The following is a 22,048-nucleotide window of genomic DNA, read 5'->3' on the forward strand; positions in this document are numbered from 1 at the left end:
CCGCCCCCCGCGTCTGATGAGCTGTGGCCTGGGACACAACGGACACCCTGGGAAAGGGAGATGTCGTGAGCAACGAAAGCCTGGCCAACCTCTTGAAGGAGGAGCGACGCTTCGCGCCGCCGGCTGACCTGGCCGCGCACGCCAACGTCACGGCAGAGGCGTACGAGCAGGCCAAGGCTGACAGGCTCGGCTTCTGGGCCGAGCAGGCCCGCAGGCTGACCTGGGCCAAGGAACCCTCTCAGACGCTGGACTGGTCGAACCCGCCGTTCGCGAAGTGGTTCAAGGACGGCGAGCTGAACGTCGCGTACAACTGCGTGGACCGGCACGTCGAGGCCGGGCACGGGGACCGGGTCGCCATCCACTTCGAGGGCGAGCCCGGCGACAGCCGTGCGATCACCTACGCGGAGCTGAAGGACGAGGTCTCCAGGGCCGCCAACGCGCTGCTGGAACTCGGCGTCCAAAAGAGCGACCGGGTCGCGATCTACATGCCGATGATCCCCGAGACCGCGATCGCGATGCTGGCCTGCGCCCGCATCGGCGCCGCGCACTCGGTCGTCTTCGGCGGCTTCTCGGCGGACGCGCTCGCCACCCGGATCCAGGACGCGGACGCCAAGGTCGTCATCACCGCCGACGGCGGCTACCGGCGCGGCAAGCCGTCCGCGCTCAAGCCGGCCGTCGACGACGCGATCGACCGGGTGGACAACGTGGAGCACGTGCTCGTCGTACGCCGCACCGGCCAGGACGTCGCCTGGAACGCCGAGCGGGACTCCTGGTGGCACGAGTTGGTGGAGCGGCAGTCCGCCGAGCACACCCCTGAGGCGTTCGAGGCGGAGCACCCGCTGTTCATCCTGTACACCTCCGGCACGACGGGGAAGCCGAAGGGCATCCTGCACACCTCCGGCGGCTATCTGACGCAGGTGGCATACACGCACCACGCGGTGTTCGACCTCAAGCCGGAGACGGACGTCTTCTGGTGCACGGCGGACGTCGGCTGGGTCACCGGGCACTCGTACATCGTGTACGGACCGCTGGCCAACGGCGCTACGCAGATCATGTACGAGGGCACCCCGGACACCCCGCACCAGGGCCGGTTCTGGGAGATCGTGGAGAAGTACCGGGTCACGATCCTCTACACGGCGCCGACCGCGATCCGTACGTTCATGAAGTGGGGCGACGACATCCCCGCGCAGTTCGACCTGACCTCCCTGCGGATCCTCGGCTCGGTGGGCGAGCCCATCAACCCCGAGGCGTGGATCTGGTACCGCAAGAACATCGGTGCCGACCGGACGCCGATCGTGGACACCTGGTGGCAGACCGAGACCGGCGCGATGATGATCTCGCCGCTGCCGGGCGTCACCGAGACCAAGCCCGGTTCCGCGCAGCGCCCGCTGCCCGGCATCAGTGCGACCGTCGTGGACGACGAGGCGAACGAGGTGCCGAACGGCGGCGGCGGTTACCTGGTCCTCACCGAGCCGTGGCCGTCGATGCTGCGCACCATCTGGGGCGACGACCAGCGGTTCCTCGACACGTACTGGTCGCGCTTCGAGGGCAAGTACTTCGCCGGTGACGGCGCGAAGAAGGACGACGACGGGGACATCTGGCTCCTCGGGCGCGTGGACGACGTGATGCTCGTGTCCGGGCACAACATCTCCACCACCGAGGTGGAGTCGGCGCTCGTCTCGCACCCGTCGGTGGCCGAGGCGGCCGTCGTCGGTGCCACCGACGAGACCACCGGCCAGGCCATCGTCGCGTTCGTCATCCTGCGCGGTACGGCGTCCGAGGACGACAAGCTGATCGGCCAGCTGCGCGAGCACGTCGGCGCCACGCTCGGCCCGATCGCCAAGCCGAAGCGGATCCTGCCGGTGGCCGAGCTGCCGAAGACCCGCTCCGGCAAGATCATGCGCCGGCTCCTGCGGGACGTGGCCGAGAACCGCCAGCTGGGTGACGTCACCACGCTGACCGACTCCACGGTCATGGACTTCATCCAGGCCAAGCTCCCGGCGGCGCCGAGCGAGGACTAGGGCCTACGGCCGGCCCACGGCTGAAGGGGCGCCCGGCGACAACTCGCCGGGCGCCCCTTTTGCGCTTGACGCGCATATCGTACGGATCACCGGATGCATCCCACGGCAACCTTAGGTAAACTAAGCAAAACTCCAACGCGAAACGATCCTCAAGGTGTGCCGGGAAGTCTGGTCGGCAAGCGCTCCGTCCTGCCCACCGACCCGGAGGTCCCCGCCGTGGCCGCGCCCCGCACCCCGAACACCGCCCGCAAGGTTCTCGGACGTCTGTCCCTGCCCGAGCGGACCTTCGTCGCGGACGCGCTGCGCACCGAGACCGTCGGCGGTGTCCTGCTTCTCGTCGCCACCGTGACAGCGCTGGTCTGGGCGAACATCCCCGCGCTGCAGCACAGCTACGAGGCGGTCAGCGACTTCCACGTCGGCCCGACCGCGCTCGGCCTGAACCTGTCCGTGGCCCACTGGGCCGCCGACGGCCTCCTCGCCGTCTTCTTCTTCGTCGCCGGCATCGAGCTGAAGCGCGAGCTGGTCGCCGGGGACCTGCGCGACCCCAGGGCGGCGGTGCTGCCCGTGGTCGCCGCGCTGTGCGGGATGGCCGTACCGGCGCTCGTCTACACCTTCACCAACCTCACCGGGCACGGCTCCACCCAGGGCTGGGCGGTGCCCACCGCCACCGACATCGCCTTCGCTCTCGCCGTCCTCGCGGTCATCGGCACCTCGCTGCCCAGCGCCCTGCGCGCCTTCCTGCTCACCCTCGCGGTCGTCGACGACCTGTTCGCGATCCTGATCATCGCGATCTTCTTCACTGAGCGGATCAACTTCGCGGCGCTCGGGGGTGCCGTCGCCGGGCTGGCGGTCTTCTGGCTGCTGCTGCGCAAGGGCGTACGCGGCTGGTACGTGTACCTGCCGCTGGCCGTCGTCGTCTGGGCGCTGATGTACAACAGCGGCGTGCACGCCACCATCGCGGGCGTGGCGATGGGCCTGATGCTGCGCTGCACCACCCGAGAGGGTGAGGAGCACTCGCCGGGCGAGCACATCGAGCACCTGGTGCGGCCGCTGTCGGCCGGGCTCGCCGTACCGCTGTTCGCGCTGTTCAGCGCCGGGGTGGCGGTCTCCGGCGGGGCGCTCGGGGATGTGTTCACCGAGCCGGAGACGCTCGGGGTGGTGCTCGGGCTGGTCGTCGGCAAGACGCTCGGCATCTTCGGCAGCACCTGGCTGACGGCCCGCTTCACCCACGCGGAGCTGAGCGAGGACCTGGAATGGGCCGACATCTTCGCGGTGGCTTCCCTCGCCGGGATCGGCTTCACCGTCTCGCTGCTCATCGGTGAGCTGGCCTTCGCGGGCGACACGCTGCTGACCGACGAGGTGAAGGCGGCCGTCCTCACCGGATCGCTGATCTCGGCCCTGTGTGCCACGGTGCTGCTGAAGATACGCAACGCCCGCTATCGCGGGCTGTGCGAGGACGAGGAGCGCGACGAGGACCTGGACGGCATTCCGGACGTCTACGAGCAGGACGACCCGGCCTACCACCTGCGGATGGCGGACATCTTCGAGCGCAAGGCCGCCGAGCACCGCCGCATCGCCGCCGAGCAGGCCGCCGCGGCGCGCCACGGGGGTGCGGAAGTGCCGGGCGGGGCGGGCGAGGAGGACGGTCGTCCGGCATGATCTGACGAGACGGTACAAATCAAGACGGCAGATACGACTTCAGAGGGAGAACGCGATGAGCGCACCCGACGGCAGCCCGGTCGGCGCCGAACGCAGCATCGGCCAGCTGGTCGCCTCGGCGACGACCGAAATGTCGGCGCTGGTGCACGACGAGATCGCGCTGGCCAAGGCCCAGCTCAGGCAGGACGTCAAGCGCGGCGCGACGAGCGGCGGCGCATTCGGGGCGGCCGGCATGGTGCTGCTCTTCTCCCTGCCGATGCTCAACTTCGCTCTGGCGTACGGCATTCGGACCTGGAGCGGCTGGAACCTCGCCGTCTGCTTCCTGCTGTCCTTCGCGGCGAACGTGCTGGTCGCCGGCCTGCTCACGCTCATCGGCATGGCGTTCGCGAAGAAGCTCAAGAAGAGCCAGGGTCCGCAGACGGTCGCCGCGTCGATGAAGGAGACGGCGGGCGTCCTGCAGAACGCCAAGCCGCACCCGCGCCCCGAGCTGCCGCAGGACCGGGCGCCCGAGGCCATCGAGGCTGTGGCACGCTCGTCGTCATGACGGAGCCCGCCGCGACATCGGCCGTGAGGATCGACCTCCCCCACGGGGAGAAGGTGACGCACCGGGACGTCGCCGCCAACGGCGCGCGCTTCCACATCGCCGAACTCGGCGACGGACCCCTGGTGCTGCTGCTGCACGGCTTCCCGCAGTTCTGGTGGACGTGGCGGCACCAACTGGTCGCGCTCGCCGACGCGGGGTACCGGGCCGTGGCCATGGACCTGCGCGGTGTCGGCGGCAGCGACCGCACCCCGCGCGGGTACGACCCGGCCAACCTCGCCCTGGACGTCACCGGCGTCATCCGCTCGCTCGGCGAGCCGGACGCCGCGCTGGTCGGGCACGACCTGGGCGGCTATCTGGCGTGGACGGCGGCGGCGATGCGGCCCAAGCTCGTACGACGCCTCGCGGTCGTGTCGATGCCGCACCCCCGGCGCTGGCGCTCCGCGATGCTCCGGGACGCCCGGCAGACGGCCGCCGGCTCCTACATCTGGGGCTTCCAGCGGCCGTGGATCCCGGAGCGTCAGCTGACCGCCGACGACGGCGCGCTGGTGGGCCGGCTGATCCGGGAGTGGTCCGGGCCGCGGCTGCCGGAGGACGCGGACGTGGAGACGTACCAGCGGGCCATGTGCATCCCGTCCACCGCGCACTGCGCGATCGAGCCGTACCGCTGGCTGGTGCGCTCGCTGGCCCGCCCCGACGGCATCCAGTTCAACCGCAGGATGAAGCGGCCGGTTCGGGTGCCGACGCTCCATCTGCACGGCTCACTGGACCCGGTGGCCCGCACGCGCAGCGCGGCCGGCTCGGGCGAGTACGTCGAAGCCCCGTACCGCTGGCGCCTGTTCGACGGTCTCGGGCACTTCCCGCATGAAGAGGATCCGGCCGCTTTCTCCACCGAACTCATCAACTGGCTGAAGGATCCCGAGCCGGACAGGTAAGCAACCGGGTGAGTGGAGTATCCGGTTCCTGAACAGTTGTTCCCCGAACGGCCACATGCCTGCCGCATAGGCCAATTGGGGGGCGCGGAGGCGGTTATCGACCTTGGGGCAGGGGCACACGTCGGGGTATGGGCTGGACGCACGACTACAGTGACGCACCCCGCAACCGCCGCTCGGCCGCTGGGCCGAGCTCCTCACAGCGAGGCACTCCGCAGCTCGCGGAGGCGGACCTCAGGGTGGGAATTCCGCGCATCCTGCGCCGCCGGGCCCGCTGGGTCTCTGTGCGCCTGCGTCACCCGCGCGGCTGAACCGCGCGGGACGCTTCCCCAACACCCCTACAGGGCGCAGCTGTCGGTGCCCACCTGCTCGTTCGCCGCACGCCCCCGGCTGATGTCCTGCTTGATCTCGTCGGCCGTGAGCGCGTAGCCGGTGTCGGCGTCGTCGAGGGACTTGGCGAACACCACGCCGTACACCTTGCCGTCGGGCGTGAGCAGCGGGCCGCCGGAGTTGCCCTGGCGGACGGTCGCGTACAGGGAGTAGACGTCGCGGCTGACCGTGCCGCGGTGGTAGATGTCCGGACCGTTGGCCGTGATGCGCCCGCGCACGCGCGCGGCACGGACGTCGTACGAGCCGTTCTCCGGGAAGCCCGCGACGATGGCGCCGTCGCCGCCGCCCGCGTCCTGGGTGGTGAACCGGAGGGCGTTCGCCTTCAGGTCCGGTACGTCGAGGACGGCGATGTCGCGCTTCCAGTCGTACAGGACGACCTTCGCGCCGTACTTGCGGCCCTCGCCGCCGATCTGCACGGAGGGCGCATCGACGCCGCCGACGACATGCGCGTTGGTCATGACGCGCCGGTCGGCGAAGACGAAGCCGGTGCCCTCCAGGACCTTGCCGCAGCTCTGGGCGGTGCCGGTGACCTTGACGATGGAGCGCTGGGCCCGGGTGGCGACCGGGCTGTTCGCCAGGGCCGGGTCGGGCGGCTCCACGTCCTTGATCGGCTCGTTGGAGAAGGGGCTGAAGACCTGCGGGAAGCCGTTCTGCGCGAGGACCGAGGTGAAGTCCTTGAACCAGGTGTCGGCCGCGGCGGGCAGCGCCTCCGACACGCCCAGGAGCACCTTGGAGTTGCGGACCTCCTTGCCGAGGGTCGGCAGCGTGGTCTGGGCGAGCGCGGATCCGATCAACCAGGCGACGAGCAGCATGGCGACGACGTTGACGAGAGCGCCGCCGGTGGCGTCCAGGGCGCGTGCCGGGGACCAGGTGATGTAGCGGCGGAGCTTGTTGCCGAGGTGGGTGGTCAGGGCCTGGCCGATGGAGGCGCAGACGATGACGACGACCACGGCGACCACGGCCGCGGTGGTGCCGACCTCCGCGTTGTCGGTCACGGCGTCCCAGATGACGGGCAGCGTGTACACGGCGACGAGACCACCGCCGAGGAACCCGATCACCGACAGGATGCCGACGACGAAGCCCTGGCGATAGCCCACGACCGCGAACCACACGGCGGCGACCAGCAACAAGATGTCCAGCACATTCACGGACGACACCCTGTCATGACCGCCAGTCGAGCGGGACCTCGTTCTCCCTGTCCCAAGGGCGCTCCCAGCCCGCGAAGTGCAGCAGGCGGTCGATCACTCCGGCCGTGAAACCCCAGACCAGGGCCGATTCGACCAGGAATGCCGGACCCCGGTGACCGCTGGGGTGGACGGTGGTCGCGCGGTTGGCGGGGTCCGTGAGATCCGCCACGGGGACGGTGAAAACACGGGCAGTTTCGTTCGGGTCGACGACGCCGACCGGGCTGGGCTCGCGCCACCAGCCGAGCACGGGCGTGACGACGAAGCCGCTGACCGGGATGTAGAGGGCGGGCAGGACGCCGAAGAGCTGGACGCCTGCGGGGTCGAGGCCGGTCTCCTCCTCGGCCTCGCGCAGCGCGGCCCGCAGCGGCCCGTCGCCGTGCGCGTCGCCGTCCTCCGGGTCGAGGGCGCCGCCGGGGAAGGAGGGCTGGCCGGCGTGGGAGCGCAGGGAGCCGGCCCGCTCCATGAGCAGCAGCTCGGGGCCGTGCTCGCCGTCGCCGAACAGGATCAGCACGGCCGACTGCCGGCCCGAGCCGTTCTCCGGCGGCAGGAAGCGGCTGAGCTGGAGCGGCTCGACCGTCTCCACGGCCCGCACCACCGGGTCCAGCCAGCCCGGCAGACCCTCCTTGCTCAGCATGACCGGACCTCTGTGCGTGTCGTGCGGGTACGTCATCGCCACCCCCGTCCTGCCGTGTCCAACGCCCCGGAACCCTGAGATCGTTCCGTCATCCGGCCCCCAGCGGCGGCGCCGGCTTGCCCCCCGCGTCGAGGTAGGCCTGCGGCGGGTTCAGGCGCTGGCCCGGGTAACCGCCCTTCTCGTACTTCAGAAGCTTCTTCGCCTTCTCCGGGTCCGTCTCGCCCTCGCCGTAGGCCGGGCAGAGCGGGGCGATGGGGCAGGCGCCGCAGGCGGGCTTGCGGGCGTGGCAGATGCGGCGGCCGTGCCAGATCACGTGGTGGGACAGGTCGGTCCAGTCGCTCTTCGGGAACAGCGCGCCGACGGCCGCCTCGATCTTGTCGGGGTCGGTCTCGTCGGTCCACTGCCAGCGCCGCACCAGCCGCTGGAAGTGGGTGTCCACGGTGATTCCCGGGCGCCCGAAGGCGTTGCCGAGGACCACGAAGGCGGTCTTGCGGCCGACACCGGGCAGCTTGACCAGGTCCTCCAGCTTTCCGGGGACCTCGCCGCCGAAGTCCTCGGTGAGGGCCTTGGAGAGCCCTATCACCGAGCGGGTCTTGGCCCGGAAGAAGCCGCAGGGGCGCAGGATCTCCTCGACCTCCTCGGGGTTCGCGGCGGCCAGATCCTCGGGGGTGGGGTACTTCGCGAAGAGCGCCGGCGTGGTCTGGTTGACGCGCAGATCGGTGGTCTGGGCGGACAGCACCGTGGCGATCAGGAGCTGGAAGGGGTTCTCGAAGTCCAGCTCGGGGTGGGCGTACGGGTAGACCTCGGCCAGCTCGCGATTGATGCGGCGGGCACGGCGGACCAGGGCGGTGCGGGACTCGTTGGCAGCCGGTTTTTTACGAGGTACCTTTTGTCCTGATTTCATACTTTTGTTATTTCCGCCAGAGCCTTGTTCGCCCACAGCGGAATCCCGACGTACAACCACCCACCCAGCCCCCTTGGCCTGTGCTCTCACCGGCGTTTTGGACACCCGGCCAGCCTAAAGCCAGGCACCGACATCCGCCCCGGACCCGGAAGATCAGCCCCCGATTGGACCCCTGCCGCTTACCTTGGGACACCTGTGCGGCATCCTTGTGACAGATCACACTGTTTGGATCGTCCGGCAAAATGGGGAGCACGGTCCCCTGGTACCAAGGGGGAGCAAGATCCCCTGAGCAGGTCGACAAGGAGAGAACTCGTGGACGACGTTCTGCGGCGCAACCCGCTCTTCGCGGCTCTCGACGACGAGCAGGCCGCGGAGCTTCGCGCCTCCATGAGTGAGGTGACCCTCGCGCGCGGCGACTCGCTGTTCCACGAGGGCGACCCCGGTGACCGGCTGTATGTCGTCACCGAGGGCAAGGTCAAGCTGCACCGCACCTCCCCCGACGGGCGCGAGAACATGCTCGCCGTCGTCGGCCCCAGCGAGCTGATCGGCGAGCTGTCGCTGTTCGACCCGGGCCCGCGTACGGCGACCGCGACCGCGCTGACCGAGGTCAAGCTGCTCGGTCTCGGTCACGGCGACCTCCAGCCCTGGCTGAACGCGCGCCCCGAGGTGGCCGGCGCCCTGCTGCGCGCCGTCGCCCGGCGACTGCGCAAGACCAACGACGCCATGTCCGACCTGGTCTTCTCCGATGTGCCCGGTCGTGTGGCGCGCGCCCTGCTGGACCTCTCCCGCCGCTTCGGCGTGCAGTCCGAGGAGGGCATCCACGTCGTCCACGACCTCACGCAGGAGGAGCTGGCCCAGCTGGTGGGCGCCTCGCGCGAGACCGTGAACAAGGCGCTGGCGGACTTCGCCCAGCGTGGGTGGCTGCGCCTGGAGGCGCGGGCCGTGATCCTGCTGGACGTCGAGCGGCTGGCCAAGCGGTCGCGCTGAGGTCGTTGGGGGCTGCCGCCCCCAGGCCTCCGCTTTCGGCCTGGCCGGCCTCGTCCTCGAACGCCGGACGGGCTGACCGATGCCGACCGGCACCGAAAAACATGCGGCTTCACCGTGCCCCTCGGGGCACAGTGAACGCATGGTCGAACTCCCCGTCCCCCACGGGCTCGACGCCTTGGGCTTCATCGAGCGCGAAGGCTCCCTCGCGCGCGTGCCGCACGCGTTCCGTCCGGTCGTGGCAGCCGCGCGCGACCGGCTGCTGACGCGGCTGCACAGCGCCTACCTCTACGGGTCGATTCCGCGCGGCACCGCGCGCGTGGGGCGCAGCGACCTGGATCTGCTGGTCGCGCTGCACGAGGAGCCCGCCGACGCCGCCCGGGAGGCCGTCCGTGCCCTCGGCGAGGCGCTCGACAAGGAGTTCCCGCAGATCGACGGCGTGGGCACGCTGCTGTACGGCCGGGCGCGGCTGCTGAGCGACCTGGAGAGGTACGACCTGGGCTGGTTCGTGGCCTGCCTGTGCACCCCGCTGCTCGGGGACGACCTCGCCGAGTACCTGCCCCGCTACCGCCCCGACTCCCTGCTCGCCCGGGAGACCAACGGCGACCTCGCGCTGCTCCTCCCCCGCTGGCGGGATCGGATCGCCGCCGCCGCGGACCGTGCGGAGGCCAGGCGGCCCCTGGTGCGCTTCATGTCCCGGCACCTGGTCCGCACCGGCTTCACCCTCGTCATACCCCGCTGGAACGGCTGGACCAGCGATCTGCGGGAGATGGCCCAGGTGTTCGGCGCGTACTACCCCGAGCGGGCCGCCGAGCTGCGCAGGGCGGCGGAGTACGGCTACGAGCCCGTCGGCGACCCGGACGTGCTGCGGTCGTACGTGGACGACCTCGGGCCGTGGCTGGCCGGGGAGTACGCGCGCGTGCACGGCGTCAAAGCCCCACGGCCGGACTAGACGCCCGCCCCGCAGCCGGACCAGCCCCCTGCCCCTCGGCCGGAACAGACCTTCGCCGGACTAGATCAGCCCGTGCTCGCTCAGATACTCCATCTGGGCCCGCACGGACAGCTCGGCCGCCGGCCACAGGGAGCGGTCCACATCGGCGTACACATGGGCGACGACCTGGGCCGGGGTGCGGTAGCCGTCCTCGACGGCCGTCTCGACCTGGGCGAGTCGGTGGGCGCGGTGGGCGAGGTAGAACTCGACCGCGCCCTGGGCGTCCTCCAGGACCGGCCCGTGACCCGGCAGGACCGTGTGCACGCCGTCGTCCACGGTCAGGGACCGCAGACGGCGCAGGGAGTCCAGATAGTCGCCCAGGCGGCCGTCGGGGTGCGCCACGACCGTCGTGCCGCGCCCGAGGATGGTGTCGCCGGTCAGCACGGACCGGTCGGCCGGGAGATGGAAGCACAGGGAGTCCGCGGTGTGCCCGGGTGTCGGCACGACCCGCAGCTCCAGGCCGCCGACGCTGATCACGTCCCCGGCGGCCAGGCCCTCGTCACCGAGCCGCAGCGCCGGGTCGAGGGCACGCACGCGCGTGCCGGTCAGATCGGCGAAGCGGGCGGCGCCCTCGGCGTGGTCGGGGTGGCCGTGGGTGAGCAGGGTGAGGGCGACCCGCTTGCCGGCCCTCTCGGCCGTGTCGACGACGCTGCGCAGGTGTGTGTCGTCCAGCGGACCCGGGTCGATCACCACGGCCAGCTCGGAGTCGGGCTCGGCGAGGATCCAGGTGTTCGTGCCGTCCAGGGTCATCGCGGAGGCGTTGGGTGCAAGCACGTTGACGGCCCGTTCGGTCGCGGGCCCTGAGAGCACACCGCCTCGCGGCTGGCCGGGCAGGGCTGCGGCGTCGGTCATGCGGAAGCTCCGTCCGGCAGCGTCGTCGATGCGTCGAGCCCCCGGTCGGAGGCCGGCGCAGCGCCCCGCAGCCCGCGCAGCAGCGTAAGGGGCGCACGAGGAAACGGCACACCGCCTCGCGGCTGGGCGGGCAGGGCTGCGGCGTCGGTCATGCGGGGCCTCCACTGGTACTCGGGGCGGTCGGTATGTGCTTGGTGAACTCGTCGTGCCCCGGCCAGGACAGCACGATCTCGCCGTTCTCCAGGCGGGCGCGCGCAAGTACCGGGGTCATGTCGCGCGCGGGCGCGGCGGCGAGCGCCTCGGCGGCGGTGGCGTACGGGAGCAGCTGGCGCAGGGTGGCGATGGTGGGCGGCATCATCAGCAGCTCGCCCTTGTCGTACCCGGCCGCGGCCTCCTCGGGGCGGATCCACACCGTGCGGTCGGCCTCCGTGGAGGCGTTGCGGGTGCGCTGGCCCTCGGGGAGGGCGGCGGCGAAGAACCAGGTGTCGTAGCGGCGGGACTCGAACTCCGGGGTGATCCAGCGGGTCCAGGCACCGAGGAGGTCGGAGCGCAGCACCAGGCCGCGGCGGTCCAGGAACTCGGCGAAGGAGAGGTCGCGGGCGACAAGGGCGGCGCGGTCGCTCTCCCAGTCGTCCCCGGTGGTGTCGCCGACGACGGAGTCCGGGTCGGGTCCGGCGAGCAGGACGCCCGCCTCCTCGTACGTCTCCCGGACGGCCGCGCAGACGATGGCCTGGGCGCCGGCCTCGTCGACGCCGAGCCGGTCGGCCCACCACGCGCGCGTGGGGCCCGCCCAGCGGACCTGGCGGTCGTCGTCGCGCGGGTCGACACCGCCGCCGGGGTACGCGTACGCGCCTCCGGCGAAGGCCATGGAGGCGCGTCTGCGCAGCATGTGGACGACCGGTCCGGCCGCGGTGTCCTTCAGGAGCAGCACCGTGGCCGCGCGCCTCGGGGACACCGGGGTGAGGGTGCCGTCCGCGAGCGCGCGGATGCGGTCGGGCCACTCCTCGGGATACCACTGACCGTTCGCCATGGCCGGAGGCTATCCCGTGTAGGGCGAATGTTCGAGAGGTACCCGAGGCCAGCGGGGCTGAGGGAACTCAGGGAACCAGCTCGACCTGGATCTCGACCTCCACCGGCGCGTCCAGCGGCAGCACCGCGACGCCGACCGCGCTGCGGGCGTGCACGCCCTTGTCGCCGAGGACCTCGCCGAGCAGCTCGCTGGCGCCGTTGACGACACCCGGCTGACCGGTGAAGTCGGCGGCCGAGGCGACGAAGCCGACGACCTTCACCACGCGCGCGATGCGGTCCAGGTCGCCGGTGACGGACTTCACGGCGGCCAGGGCGTTCAGCGCGCAGGTACGGGCCAGCTCCTTGGCCTCCTCCGCGGTGACCTCGGCGCCCACCTTGCCGGTGACCGGGAGCTTGCCGTCCACCATCGGCAGCTGGCCGGAGGTGTAGACGTACACACCGGACTGCACGGCCGGCTGGTACGCGGCCAGCGGCGGGACGACCGCCGGCAGGGTCAGACCCAGTTCGGCCAGCTTGGCCTCGACCGCGCTCACGCCTGCTTCTCCCGCTTCAGGTAGGCCACGAGCTGTTCGGGGTTGTTCGGCCCGGGCACGACCTGGACGAGCTCCCAGCCGTCCTCGCCCCAGGTGTCCAGAATCTGCTTCGTGGCATGGACGAGCAGCGGCACGGTTGCGTATTCCCACTTGGTCATGGGCCGACTGTATCCGCTGTGACCCACGGGACAGGTGGACGGCCTGAGCGCCGTTTATCCACAGCCTCCCGCGTGACCGTCGGCCGGACTGGTTAGTCTCGAAGGCGTGAGCAGGCTCCAGGTCGTCAGCGGCAAGGGCGGGACCGGAAAGACGACGGTCGCCGCCGCACTCGCGCTGACCCTCGCGACCGAGGGGAAGCGGACGCTTCTCGTGGAGGTCGAGGGTCGGCAGGGCATCGCACAGCTCTTCGAGACGGAGGCGCTGCCCTACGAAGAGCGGAAGATCGCGGTCGCTCCGGGCGGCGGGGAGGTGTACGCCCTCGCCATCGACCCCGAACTGGCCCTTCTGGACTATCTCCAGATGTTCTACAAGCTCGGCGGCGCGGGCCGGGCCCTGAAGAAGCTCGGCGCGGTCGACTTCGCGACCACCATCGCGCCGGGCCTGAGGGACGTCCTGCTCACCGGCAAGGCGTGCGAGGCGGTGCGCCGCAAGGACAAGTCCGGGCGGTTCGCGTACGACTACGTCGTCATGGACGCCCCGCCCACCGGGCGCATCACCCGCTTCCTCAACGTCAACGACGAGGTCGCCGGGCTCGCCAGGATCGGCCCGATACACAATCAGGCGCAGGCGGTGATGCGGGTGCTGAAGTCGCCGGAGACGGCGGTGCACCTGGTGACGCTGCTGGAGGAGATGCCCGTCCAGGAGACCGCCGACGGCATCGCCGAACTGCACGCGGCACGGCTGCCGGTGGGCAGGGTCATCGTGAACATGGTCCGGCCCCAGGTGCTGGACGCGACCGACCTGGAACTCGTACGGACCGTGCGGCGTTCCTCCTTCGCGCAGGCCTTGTCGGCCGCGGGGCTCGGCGGGGCCCGGCGGGGCGGGAACGCCGAGCGGCTGGTGGACCCGCTGCTGGAGCAGGCCGCGGAGTACGCCGAGCGGCACGCGCTGGAGCAGGAGCAGCGCGCGGTCCTCGGCGAGCTGGACCTGCCGCTGCACGAACTGCCGCTGCTCGCCGAGGGCATGGATCTCGCGGGCCTGTACGAACTCGCCACCGAGCTGCGGAAGCAGGGGTTGTCATGAGTCCGGACCCGGCAAAGGCGCAGGACGCCGCCCGCCCGCACCTCTCCGCCGCGCGCGTGCTCGACGTCGACCCGCTGCTGGACGACCCGAAGACCCGGATCGTGGTGTGCTGCGGCTCGGGCGGGGTCGGCAAGACGACGACCGCGGCGGCGCTGGGCCTCAGGGCGGCCGAGCGGGGCCGCAAAGTGGTCGTCCTCACCATCGACCCGGCCCGCCGGCTCGCCCAGTCGATGGGCATCGACTCCCTCGACAACGTGCCCCGGCGGGTGAAGGGCACCGAGGGCGAGGGCGAGCTGCACGCCATGATGCTCGACATGAAGCGCACCTTCGACGAGGTCGTCGAGGCGCACGCGGACCCGGAGCGGGCGGCCGCGATCCTGGCCAACCCCTTCTACCAGTCGCTCTCGGCGGGCTTCGCGGGCACGCAGGAGTACATGGCGATGGAGAAGCTGGGCCAGCTGCGGGCCAGGGACGAGTGGGACCTGATCGTGGTCGACACCCCGCCGTCCCGCTCGGCGCTGGACTTCCTGGACGCGCCCAAGCGGCTCGGCTCGTTCCTGGACGGCCGCCTGATCCGGCTGCTGACCGCTCCGGCGAAGCTCGGCGGCCGCGCGGGGATGGCCTTCCTGAACGTCGGCATGTCGATGATGACCGGCACGCTGGGCAAGCTGCTGGGCGGCCAGCTGCTGAAGGACGTACAGACCTTCGTGGCCGCGATGGACACCACGTTCGGTGGTTTCCGCACGCGCGCGGACGCCACGTACAAGCTGCTCCAGGCGCCCGGCACGGCGTTCCTGGTGGTGGCGGCCCCGGAGCGGGACGCGCTGCGCGAGGCCGCGTACTTCGTGGAGCGGCTGGCCGCGGAGGACATGCCGCTGGTCGGACTGGTGCTCAACCGGGTCCATGGCAGCAGCGCCGGCCGGCTGTCGGCCGAGCGGGCGCTCGCCGCCGCGGAAAATCTTGAGGAGCCCCGCATTGTGGATCAGGGGGGCGGGAAAGCTGGACTTCGTAACTCTCCCGACACGTACGGCAGTTCAGAATCTCCCGCTTCCGCAACACCGGCTCCGGACGACGGCTCCCCCGCCTCGGACGACGGTTCACCGGCCGTGGACAGCGGCTCACCGAACAACGGCTCCCCGGACAACGGCTCCCCGGCCGGGGACACGGAAGCGGACCCTGAGCGTTCCGTCGACCAGCTGACCGCAGGCCTGCTGAGGCTGCACGCGGAGCGCATGCAGCTGCTCTCCCGCGAGCAGCGCACGCGTGACCGCTTCACCGCCCGCCACCCCGAGGTGGCGGTCGTCGAGGTACCCGCACTGCCCGGTGACGTGCACGACCTCACGGGCCTGCGCGACATCGGGGACCGGCTGGCGGCGGGGCGAACGGAGCTGTCGTAGCGCCCAGCGCGGGCGGCTCACGCTCACCCGCTCACCGCGGGCGGCTCAGCCGCCCGGGTCCCGGCCGTAAACGGACGCACACCTGACCGAGCTGTGCGCCGAGTTCTTACTCGCCTGCCGAGCGGGCGTTGCCCCGAGGACACGCCCACGCACAGCAGGTGTTCAGCGGTTGTGTCCCACGACACACGTCCGACCGTTGCTTCCCATGCCTCATGGCCGGTCGGAGTGGCCCCGGGTCCACGCCGGGGGCGATGCCCTCAGCTCACCGCCGCGTAGTTCTCGTACACCTCGTCGCTGTCGAGGGGCACGATGCCGACGCCGCGCTCGTACTCCAAGCGGGCGGTTTCCAACAGCCTGCGCCAGGAGGTCACGGTGGGCCGCCGGCGCAGCAGTGCGCGGCGCTCCCGCTCCGTCATACCTCCCCACACGCCGAACTCCACGCGGTTGTCCAACGCATCGGCCAGGCATTCGGTGCGTACCGGACATCCGGTGCACACCGCCTTGGCCCTGTTCTGTGCTGCTCCTTGAACGAACAGTTCATCCGGATCGGTAGTGCGGCAGGCAGCCTGCGCACTCCAGTCGGTTACCCAGCCCATACCGGCGCCGTCCTCTCCCGAATCGAGGCTCCCCCACGGCGGCAGCGGCATATTCACCGCCGCCAGTTGAGGACGTTACGGAAGGTGGGGACAGCGCAACACCCCCTTCGGGCCCAATCTTGAATGGCCCGAACGGACTATGGGTAAGCGGCAGATCACCCGCGGGAGTGAGCTGGCGACATGCGTGATCATCCCGGCAAACCGGGACGGCTGTGGTGCGCCACAACGGACGCCAGGTGACACGCGAGGCGGATTCGGACACGCCCCCACCAGAAAGCCGGGGTACTTCCGGAACGATTCGGGTTCGCCGGACGTATTGATACGTGGCTGCAGTGCTGTGACAGTTGAGAGCAGCTTAGGCCAAGGCCTGCGCGCATGTCCGGCGAATGAGAAGGTACGCGTTCTGCTTTGCCGTGCCGTGATGGAACGCTCATCACAACGGTTTAGGCTGCCCCCATGCCAAAGAAGCGCTCGGGCGGTGGCCTGTCGGCAACACAGCAGGCCGCCAAGTTCCTCGGTGTCAGTGTGCTCGCGGGAGCCGTGATGGCGGGCATCGCGCTGCCCGCTGCCGGCGCGCTCGGACTCGCGGCCAAGGGCTCGGTCAAGGGCTTCGACGAGATCCCGGCCAACCTCAAGAGCCCCCAGCTCAGCCAGCGCACGACCATACTGGACAGCCGGGGCAACCAGCTGGCGACGGTCTACTCCCGCGACCGTACGGTGGTGGACCTCAAGGACATCTCGCCGTACATGCAGAAGGCGATCGTCGCGATCGAGGACTCCCGCTTCTACAAGCACGGCGCGATCGACCTCAAGGGCGTGCTGCGCGCGCTGAACAAGAACGCGCAGAGCGGCGGGGTCTCCCAGGGCGCCTCCACGCTCACCCAGCAGCTGGTGAAGAACTACTTCATCGAGGAGGCCGGCGACGACCCCACCAAGGTCGCCGAGGCCACCCAGCAGACCCTCGGGCGCAAGGTTCGCGAGCTGAAGTACGCGATCCAGATCGAGGAGAAGCTGGGCAAGAAGAAGATCCTCGAGAACTACCTGAACATCACCTTCTTCGGCGAGCAGGCCTACGGCGTCGAGGCCGCCTCCCAGCGCTACTTCTCCAAGCACGCCAAGGACCTGAACGTGCAGGAGTCGGCGCTGCTGGCCGGCATCGTCCAGTCCCCGAGCCGCTACGACCCGGTGAACGACGAGGCCGAGGCCACCAAGCGCCGCAACACCGTCCTGCAGCGCATGGCCGAGCTGGGCGACATCTCCCAGGCGGAGGCCGACCGGGCCAAGGAGAAGCCGCTCGGCCTGCACGTCAGCCAGCCGAAGAACGGCTGCATCACGGCCACCAAGAGCGCCGCGTTCTTCTGCAAGTACGTCGAGAACGTCTTCCTGACCGACCCGGCCTTCGGCAAGACCCGCGAGGCGCGCGCCAAGCTCTGGAACCGCGGCGGCCTCACGATCCGTACGACGATGGACCCGCAGGCACAGAAGTCCGTGCAGGCCTCCCTGAAGGAGCACGTCTACAAGTCCGACAGCGTCGCGGCGGCGGCCACCCTGGTCGAGCCCGGCACCGGCAAGGTCCTGGCGATGGGCCAGTCGAAGCCCTACGGCTACGGCAACAACGAGACCGAGTACAACTTCTCGGTCAACCGGGACATGGGCGGATCCAACTACGGCTTCCCGACCGGTTCGACGTTCAAGCCGTTCGTGGCGGCGGCCGCGATCGAGGGCGGCAAGCCGGCGACGCAGGCGTACTCGGCGCCGTACAAGATGAACTACCCGAGCCCGGTCCAGCGGTGCAGCAGCAACCCCTACGTCAACACCAAGGCCGAGACGGTAGAGAACGAGAACGAGTCCGAGAAGGGCCCGTACCGCATGAAGGAGGCGATGGCGAAGTCCATCAACACCTACTTCGTGCAGCTGATCTCCGACATCGGTCTGTGCCCGGTGGTGAAGATGACCGACGCGCTGCACGTGGTGCAGGGCGACGGCTCGAAGCTCCCGGAGACCCCCTCGATCGCCCTCGGTTCGATCGGCCTCTCCCCGCTGACCATGGCGAACGCGTACGCCACCTTCGCCGCGCGGGGCATGTACTGCACCCCGATCGCCATCGAGTCGATCACCCAGAAGATCGGCAACGAGCAGAAGTCGATCGAGGTCCCCAAGTCGACCTGCTCACGTGCGATGAGCGAGAAGACCGCCGACACCGTCAACACCCTGCTGCGCGGTGTGGTCGACTCCGGTACCGGCCAGCAGGCGGGCCTGACCGACCGGGAGAGCGCGGGCAAGACGGGTACGACGGACGAGCGCAAGAACGCCTGGTTCGTCGGCTACACGCCCAACCTGGCCGGTGCGGTCTGGGTCGGCAGCGCCAAGCAGAACGTGAAGATGACGGGGATCAGCATCGGCGGGGTCTACCACGACCTCGTCTTCGGTGGTCAGGTCCCCGGCCCGATCTGGAAGGACGCCATGACCGGCGCCCTGGCGGGCAAGGCGGCCCCGGACTTCAACCTGATCGACATCCCGGACGACGACATCAACGGGAAAGGCCGGGGAAAAGGCCGGAACGACGGCGGCAAGAACGGGGACAACACGGGAGGACTGATCGGCGGACTGATCGGCGGCCTCACTGACGGGGGCACGACCGGCGGCGCCACGGGCGACACCAACGGCGGCACCTTCCCCACGCCGACGATCTCCCTCCCCGGCAACTTCATCGAGGGACAGACCAACGGCGGGAACAAGAACGGGGGCACGCGGGGCTAGCCCCGGCGGGCCTCACCCGGGTACGACGGCGGGGCCGCACCTCCTGGCTGGAGGTGCGGCCCCGCCGTCGTACTAGTACGTCTCTGTTCCCGGCTCTCAGCCCTGGAGGAGCTTCTTCACCGCCGCGGCGACGCGGCCGCCCTCGGCCTGGCCGGCCACCTTCGGGTTCACGATCTTCATGACGGCACCCATGGCCCGCGGCCCCTCGGCACCGGCCGCCTTCGCCTCCTCGACCGCCTGGGCGACGATCGCGTTCAGCTCGTCGTCGGACAGCTGCTTGGGCAGGTAAGCGGCAAGAACCTCGCCCTCCGCCTTCTCCCGCTCGGCCTGCTCGGGGCGACCACCCTGCGCAAAGGCGTCGGCCGCCTCACGGCGCTTCTTCGCCTCGCGGGTGATCACCTTCTGCACCTCGTCGTCGGAGAGCTCGCGCTTCTCCTTGCCCGCGACCTCCTCCTTGGTGATCGCGGCGAGCGTCAGCCGGAGCGTCGAGGAGCGGAGCTCGTCGCGCTCCTTGATCGCGGCGTTGAGGTCGTCGTGCAGCTTCGACTTGAGCGTGGTGGTCATGCGGTCGATTGTCGCAGGTACGACAGCGGGGGCGCCCGCGCATTTACGCGGGGCCGGGCCCCGGGGTTACGCGGCGGCCGGCCCTGGGGTTACACGGCGACCGGCCCGGGGGGGCACAAGGCGGCTGGTCTCAACGGCTCGGCGAGGTCTGACACCATGGTCATATGCGCGCGCGATACGGAGTACCCCTGGGAATCATGGCGGCAGGCGCCGCCGGACTGGCGTACGCGGCGGGCTTCGAGGCCCGCTCCTTCCGCCTCCGGCGAGTGACGGTCCCGGTCCTCCCGCCGGGCATGCGCCCGCTGCGCCTGCTCCAGGTCTCCGACATCCACATGGTCGGCGGCCAGCGCAAGAAGCAGCGGTGGCTGCAGTCGCTGGCGGGCCTGCGCCCCGACTTCGTGATCAACACCGGCGACAACCTGTCCGACCCGGAAGGCGTCCCCGAGGTGCTGGACGCCCTCGGCCCCCTGATGGAGTTCCCGGGCGCGTACGTCTTCGGCTCCAACGACTACTACGGCCCCAAACTCCGCAACCCCGCCCGCTACTTGCTGGAGAAGGCAAGCGGTCGCCACGGCCTGAACGGCAATGCCCCGGCGGTGGGTGTGATCCACAACCCCTGGGAGGACCTCAGGGACGGATTCGACGCGGCGGGCTGGCTGAACCTGACGAACACGCGGGGTGTGCTGAAGGTCGAGGGCGTGTCGATCGAGCTGACCGGCCTGGACGACCCCCACATCAAGCGCGACCGCTACGCCCGGGTGGCGGGCGGCCCTTCCGGCACGTACGACTTCTCGATGGGCGTCGTCCACGCCCCCTACCTGCGCGTCCTCGACTCCTTCACGGCGGACGACTACCCCCTGATCCTGGCCGGCCACACCCACGGCGGCCAGCTGTGCATCCCCTTCTACGGCGCTCTGGTCACCAACTGCGACCTGGACACGGACCGCGTGAAGGGCCTGTCCACGCACACGGCGGAGGGCCGTACGTCCTACCTCCACGTGTCGGCGGGCTGCGGAACGAACCGCTACACCCCCGTCCGCTTCGCCTGCCCTCCGGAGGCGACGCTGCTGACGTTGGTGGGGCGGGAGTAAGTAAGGGAAGGGAGCTGATGGGGCGCCACGGGACGACGTAACCCACCCGGAGTGCCCCGAATAGCCCCATTCATCCCCCCTGCTTAGCGTGGGGGCATGACCGCCCCCATACCCAGGGAGATCCCGGACCTGCCCGCGGTCCCGGGCCCGCCCCTCCTGCTGCCCGCACCGGTCCCGGCCACGGCGGTGGTGGCCCCGGCCCGCCGCCCCCTGGCAGCGCTGTTCCGCCTCCTGATCGCCCTGGCCGCGGCGGCCGGCGTCGCCCTGCAGCTCCTGCTGGGCAGCCCCGCCCGGACCTTGAGCTACTTCAGCGTCCAGAGCAGCATCCTGCTGGCAGTGGTCATGCTCCTGTCGGCATCCAGGGCCTGGCGAGCCCGCCGCCCGCTCCCCTCGTCCGTGACAGGCGCCACACTTCTCTACGCCGTGATCACCGCGCTGGTCTACCACCTGCTTCTCGCGCACACGACGCCCCCGTTCTCCATGACGGACGCGACCGCACCCCCGGCCCGCTGGCACGCCCAGTGGGCGGCCCTTCAGCTCCTCCACACGGTGGTCCCCCTGGCGGCCGTCCTGGACTGGCTCCTGCTCACCCCCGCGACCCGCCTGCACCTCCGCCAGGCGGCGAGCTGGCTCCTCTACCCCCTGGCCTACCTGGCCTTCTCCCTGATCCGGGCGACTTTCGTCCCCCCGGCCACCCCCGCCCGCTACCTCTACCCCTTCCTCGACGTCGAGGCCCACGGCTACCGCAGTACCCTCGCGAACGCCCTCCTCATCGGGCTCGCGATGTACGCCCTGGCGGTGCTCCTGATCGCCCTGGACCACACCCGCCCGACTCCGGTCCGCCACGGCGGCTAAACCGGATTTCGTCTCCGGCCACCAGTGGGCTAAAGTAAACGACGTCGCCGCGACAAGCAGCGACATCGGGGTGTAGCGCAGCTTGGCAGCGCGCTTCGTTCGGGACGAAGAGGTCGTGGGTTCAAATCCCGCCACCCCGACAGCTGAAACACCAGGTCAGGGCCGGTTTCCCTCCGCGGGAAACCGGCCCTGACTCGTTCCACAGAGCCCTTGGGGAGTGAATGGGGAGTGGATCAAGGAAATCGACTCCCCGAACATCACCCCTGACGCGCTCTCAGCAGCGCATCGAGCGCGCGCACCGGTGACCGCGGGTGCATGGCAGACCGTTCCGCCAACGCCCCCTCCCACTGCTCGGTCAGGCCGTCCATGAGCCGGTTCCTCATCCGCGCCGTGATGTGCGAGTAGCGGGCTTGCACCGAGCCATCCTCGTGCCCCAGCCGTTCATCCATGAGTTTGGGCGGGGTCCCGAGCTCCTCCATGACTGTCTTGTGGGAGTGCCTGAGCCCGTGCGGAGTGAGACCCCGTGCGATCGGCAGCCAGCACGCGTCGGCACGCCCCGAGGCATTCCGGCCCCGCGCCGGCACCCCTGGCCAAGGGTGCGCCATCACAGGTACGGGGCGCGCCTCCTGCGGGGCCTTCTTCGGGTACCACCCCGTCGTGGCCGGATGGAACAGCCAGGTCGCGAAACCGGTACGGCGCCAGTGCGCGGCCGTCTCTCCCGACTGGCCCGCACGCACGTAGCCGAGTTCCGCGACGGCTGTCTCCACCCTGATCCGCGTTCGCTCCGCGACCATGTCCGGCCGGTTCAGCACGTTCGAGACCGTTGCCGCAGAGACCTCGGCGCGGCGGGCGACGTCGACCAGCTTTGCGCCGACGTGCCGGGCAG

General features: G+C 70.4%; 22 protein-coding genes and 1 tRNA gene. 13 read left to right on the forward strand and 10 right to left on the reverse strand.

Annotated features, from left to right (window positions below):
• Positions 1 to 65 precede the first annotated feature (65 nt).
• From acs to ACFYZZ_RS42835, 5 genes are all read left to right on the forward strand, one after another.
• Positions 66 to 2,021, forward strand: a complete 1,956-nt coding sequence (gene acs / locus ACFYZZ_RS42815; protein WP_389188725.1) for an acetate--CoA ligase — start codon at positions 66 to 68, stop codon at positions 2,019 to 2,021.
• A 216-nt stretch (positions 2,022 to 2,237) separates the two neighbouring features.
• Positions 2,238 to 3,680 carry a Na+/H+ antiporter NhaA gene (nhaA, locus tag ACFYZZ_RS42820; protein ID WP_389188780.1) on the forward strand — a complete coding sequence of 481 codons (1,443 nt, stop codon included), beginning with the start codon at positions 2,238 to 2,240 and terminating at the stop codon, positions 3,678 to 3,680.
• 55 nt (positions 3,681 to 3,735) lie between these two features.
• Complete coding sequence (locus ACFYZZ_RS42825) at positions 3,736 to 4,224, forward strand: phage holin family protein (protein WP_389188728.1); 489 nt, start codon at positions 3,736 to 3,738, stop codon at positions 4,222 to 4,224.
• Positions 4,221 to 5,156, forward strand: a complete 936-nt coding sequence (locus ACFYZZ_RS42830) for an alpha/beta fold hydrolase (protein WP_389188732.1) — start codon at positions 4,221 to 4,223, stop codon at positions 5,154 to 5,156. Before ACFYZZ_RS42825 ends, ACFYZZ_RS42830 begins: the two co-directional genes overlap by 4 nt.
• 128 nt (positions 5,157 to 5,284) lie before the next feature.
• Positions 5,285 to 5,464: a hypothetical protein gene (locus tag ACFYZZ_RS42835; RefSeq protein ID WP_145887608.1), complete on the forward strand. Its 180-nt coding sequence runs from the start codon at positions 5,285 to 5,287 to the stop codon at positions 5,462 to 5,464.
• A gap of 27 nt (positions 5,465 to 5,491) precedes the next feature.
• Here the strand turns inward: ACFYZZ_RS42835 and ACFYZZ_RS42840 are convergent, their stop codons facing one another.
• Genes ACFYZZ_RS42840 through nth form a run of 3 tightly spaced genes read right to left on the reverse strand, consistent with a single transcriptional unit; the run spans position 5,492 to position 8,373 of the window.
• A complete protein-coding gene (locus ACFYZZ_RS42840) occupies positions 5,492 to 6,691 on the reverse strand; it encodes a MarP family serine protease (protein ID WP_386579442.1) in 1,200 nt (399 codons plus the stop codon).
• Positions 6,692 to 6,704: 13 nt separating this feature from the next.
• Complete coding sequence (locus ACFYZZ_RS42845; RefSeq protein WP_389188736.1) at positions 6,705 to 7,400, reverse strand: NUDIX hydrolase; 696 nt, start codon at positions 7,398 to 7,400, stop codon at positions 6,705 to 6,707.
• A gap of 52 nt (positions 7,401 to 7,452) precedes the next feature.
• The gene (gene nth, locus ACFYZZ_RS42850; RefSeq protein ID WP_389188739.1) at positions 7,453 to 8,373 is read right to left on the reverse strand and encodes an endonuclease III; all 921 of its coding nucleotides are present in this window, start codon (positions 8,371 to 8,373) and stop codon (positions 7,453 to 7,455) included.
• Positions 8,374 to 8,580: 207 nt separating this feature from the next.
• Between nth and ACFYZZ_RS42855 the strand changes: the two genes are divergently transcribed.
• Together ACFYZZ_RS42855 and ACFYZZ_RS42860 are read left to right on the forward strand one after the other, a co-directional pair.
• Complete coding sequence (locus tag ACFYZZ_RS42855) at positions 8,581 to 9,255, forward strand: Crp/Fnr family transcriptional regulator (protein WP_023547771.1); 675 nt, start codon at positions 8,581 to 8,583, stop codon at positions 9,253 to 9,255.
• A 139-nt stretch (positions 9,256 to 9,394) separates the two neighbouring features.
• On the forward strand, positions 9,395 to 10,204 hold the full coding sequence (locus ACFYZZ_RS42860; RefSeq protein ID WP_389188742.1) for a nucleotidyltransferase domain-containing protein: 810 nt from the start codon (positions 9,395 to 9,397) through the stop codon (positions 10,202 to 10,204).
• 60 nt (positions 10,205 to 10,264) lie between these two features.
• On the opposite strand, the gene ACFYZZ_RS42865 is transcribed toward ACFYZZ_RS42860, so the two are convergent.
• The 4 genes from ACFYZZ_RS42865 to ACFYZZ_RS42880 form a co-directional block, all read right to left on the reverse strand.
• Positions 10,265 to 11,095, reverse strand: a complete 831-nt coding sequence (locus ACFYZZ_RS42865; RefSeq protein ID WP_389188745.1) for an MBL fold metallo-hydrolase — start codon at positions 11,093 to 11,095, stop codon at positions 10,265 to 10,267.
• 148 nt (positions 11,096 to 11,243) lie between these two features.
• Positions 11,244 to 12,125, reverse strand: a complete 882-nt coding sequence (locus ACFYZZ_RS42870; protein WP_389188748.1) for an NUDIX hydrolase — start codon at positions 12,123 to 12,125, stop codon at positions 11,244 to 11,246.
• A 67-nt stretch (positions 12,126 to 12,192) separates the two neighbouring features.
• On the reverse strand, positions 12,193 to 12,657 hold the full coding sequence (locus tag ACFYZZ_RS42875; protein WP_389188751.1) for a RidA family protein: 465 nt from the start codon (positions 12,655 to 12,657) through the stop codon (positions 12,193 to 12,195).
• On the reverse strand, positions 12,654 to 12,815 hold the full coding sequence (locus tag ACFYZZ_RS42880; protein WP_003975360.1) for a DUF4177 domain-containing protein: 162 nt from the start codon (positions 12,813 to 12,815) through the stop codon (positions 12,654 to 12,656). Before ACFYZZ_RS42880 ends, ACFYZZ_RS42875 begins: the two co-directional genes overlap by 4 nt.
• A 106-nt stretch (positions 12,816 to 12,921) precedes the next feature.
• On the opposite strand from ACFYZZ_RS42880, the gene ACFYZZ_RS42885 reads away from it, so the two are divergent.
• Positions 12,922 to 13,899: an ArsA-related P-loop ATPase gene (locus ACFYZZ_RS42885; protein ID WP_386579430.1), complete on the forward strand. Its 978-nt coding sequence runs from the start codon at positions 12,922 to 12,924 to the stop codon at positions 13,897 to 13,899.
• Entirely contained in the window at positions 13,896 to 15,296 is a 1,401-nt protein-coding gene (locus ACFYZZ_RS42890) for an ArsA family ATPase (RefSeq protein WP_389188755.1), read from the forward strand. The genes ACFYZZ_RS42885 and ACFYZZ_RS42890 overlap by 4 nt, the downstream gene beginning before the upstream one ends.
• A gap of 257 nt (positions 15,297 to 15,553) precedes the next feature.
• Here the strand turns inward: ACFYZZ_RS42890 and wblA are convergent, their stop codons facing one another.
• The gene (gene wblA, locus ACFYZZ_RS42895) at positions 15,554 to 15,892 is read right to left on the reverse strand and encodes a transcriptional regulator WblA (protein ID WP_179851885.1); all 339 of its coding nucleotides are present in this window, start codon (positions 15,890 to 15,892) and stop codon (positions 15,554 to 15,556) included.
• Positions 15,893 to 16,348: 456 nt separating this feature from the next.
• On the opposite strand from wblA, the gene ACFYZZ_RS42900 reads away from it, so the two are divergent.
• Positions 16,349 to 18,652 (forward strand): transglycosylase domain-containing protein, encoded by a 2,304-nt coding sequence (locus ACFYZZ_RS42900; RefSeq protein ID WP_389188758.1) that lies wholly within the window; start codon positions 16,349 to 16,351, stop codon positions 18,650 to 18,652.
• A gap of 96 nt (positions 18,653 to 18,748) precedes the next feature.
• Here ACFYZZ_RS42900 and ACFYZZ_RS42905 read toward each other — a convergent pair whose 3' ends face one another.
• Positions 18,749 to 19,216: a GatB/YqeY domain-containing protein gene (locus ACFYZZ_RS42905; protein ID WP_100827460.1), complete on the reverse strand. Its 468-nt coding sequence runs from the start codon at positions 19,214 to 19,216 to the stop codon at positions 18,749 to 18,751.
• Positions 19,217 to 19,380: 164 nt separating this feature from the next.
• On the opposite strand from ACFYZZ_RS42905, the gene ACFYZZ_RS42910 reads away from it, so the two are divergent.
• From ACFYZZ_RS42910 to ACFYZZ_RS42920, 3 genes are all read left to right on the forward strand, one after another.
• Positions 19,381 to 20,307 (forward strand): metallophosphoesterase, encoded by a 927-nt coding sequence (locus tag ACFYZZ_RS42910; protein ID WP_386579423.1) that lies wholly within the window; start codon positions 19,381 to 19,383, stop codon positions 20,305 to 20,307.
• A gap of 96 nt (positions 20,308 to 20,403) precedes the next feature.
• Positions 20,404 to 21,162: a Pr6Pr family membrane protein gene (locus ACFYZZ_RS42915; protein ID WP_389188762.1), complete on the forward strand. Its 759-nt coding sequence runs from the start codon at positions 20,404 to 20,406 to the stop codon at positions 21,160 to 21,162.
• A gap of 66 nt (positions 21,163 to 21,228) precedes the next feature.
• Positions 21,229 to 21,302, forward strand: a tRNA-Pro gene (locus tag ACFYZZ_RS42920).
• A gap of 117 nt (positions 21,303 to 21,419) precedes the next feature.
• On the opposite strand, the gene ACFYZZ_RS42925 is transcribed toward ACFYZZ_RS42920, so the two are convergent.
• Positions 21,420 to 22,048 (reverse strand): LacI family DNA-binding transcriptional regulator (locus tag ACFYZZ_RS42925; protein ID WP_389188765.1); only part of this gene is annotated, 629 nt, incomplete at its 5' end.

This window comes from Streptomyces sp. NPDC001816 (assembly GCF_042892235.1).
In the GTDB taxonomy this organism is placed as follows: domain Bacteria; phylum Actinomycetota; class Actinomycetes; order Streptomycetales; family Streptomycetaceae; genus Streptomyces.

Coding starts and splice junctions, on each gene's coding strand:
- ACFYZZ_RS42825 (WP_389188728.1), top strand. CDS start 3,736: ATGAGCGCACCCGACGGCAGCCCGGTCGGCGCCGAACGCAGCATCGGC.
- ACFYZZ_RS42830 (WP_389188732.1), top strand. CDS start 4,221: ATGACGGAGCCCGCCGCGACATCGGCCGTGAGGATCGACCTCCCCCAC.
- ACFYZZ_RS42835 (WP_145887608.1), top strand. CDS start 5,285: ATGGGCTGGACGCACGACTACAGTGACGCACCCCGCAACCGCCGCTCG.
- ACFYZZ_RS42845 (WP_389188736.1), bottom strand. CDS start 7,400: ATGACGTACCCGCACGACACGCACAGAGGTCCGGTCATGCTGAGCAAG.
- ACFYZZ_RS42860 (WP_389188742.1), top strand. CDS start 9,395: ATGGTCGAACTCCCCGTCCCCCACGGGCTCGACGCCTTGGGCTTCATC.
- ACFYZZ_RS42865 (WP_389188745.1), bottom strand. CDS start 11,095: ATGACCGACGCCGCAGCCCTGCCCGGCCAGCCGCGAGGCGGTGTGCTC.
- ACFYZZ_RS42870 (WP_389188748.1), bottom strand. CDS start 12,125: ATGGCGAACGGTCAGTGGTATCCCGAGGAGTGGCCCGACCGCATCCGC.
- ACFYZZ_RS42880 (WP_003975360.1), bottom strand. CDS start 12,815: ATGACCAAGTGGGAATACGCAACCGTGCCGCTGCTCGTCCATGCCACG.
- ACFYZZ_RS42890 (WP_389188755.1), top strand. CDS start 13,896: ATGAGTCCGGACCCGGCAAAGGCGCAGGACGCCGCCCGCCCGCACCTC.
- wblA (WP_179851885.1), bottom strand. CDS start 15,892: ATGGGCTGGGTAACCGACTGGAGTGCGCAGGCTGCCTGCCGCACTACC.
- ACFYZZ_RS42900 (WP_389188758.1), top strand. CDS start 16,349: ATGCCAAAGAAGCGCTCGGGCGGTGGCCTGTCGGCAACACAGCAGGCC.
- ACFYZZ_RS42905 (WP_100827460.1), bottom strand. CDS start 19,216: ATGACCACCACGCTCAAGTCGAAGCTGCACGACGACCTCAACGCCGCG.
- ACFYZZ_RS42910 (WP_386579423.1), top strand. CDS start 19,381: ATGCGCGCGCGATACGGAGTACCCCTGGGAATCATGGCGGCAGGCGCC.
- ACFYZZ_RS42915 (WP_389188762.1), top strand. CDS start 20,404: ATGACCGCCCCCATACCCAGGGAGATCCCGGACCTGCCCGCGGTCCCG.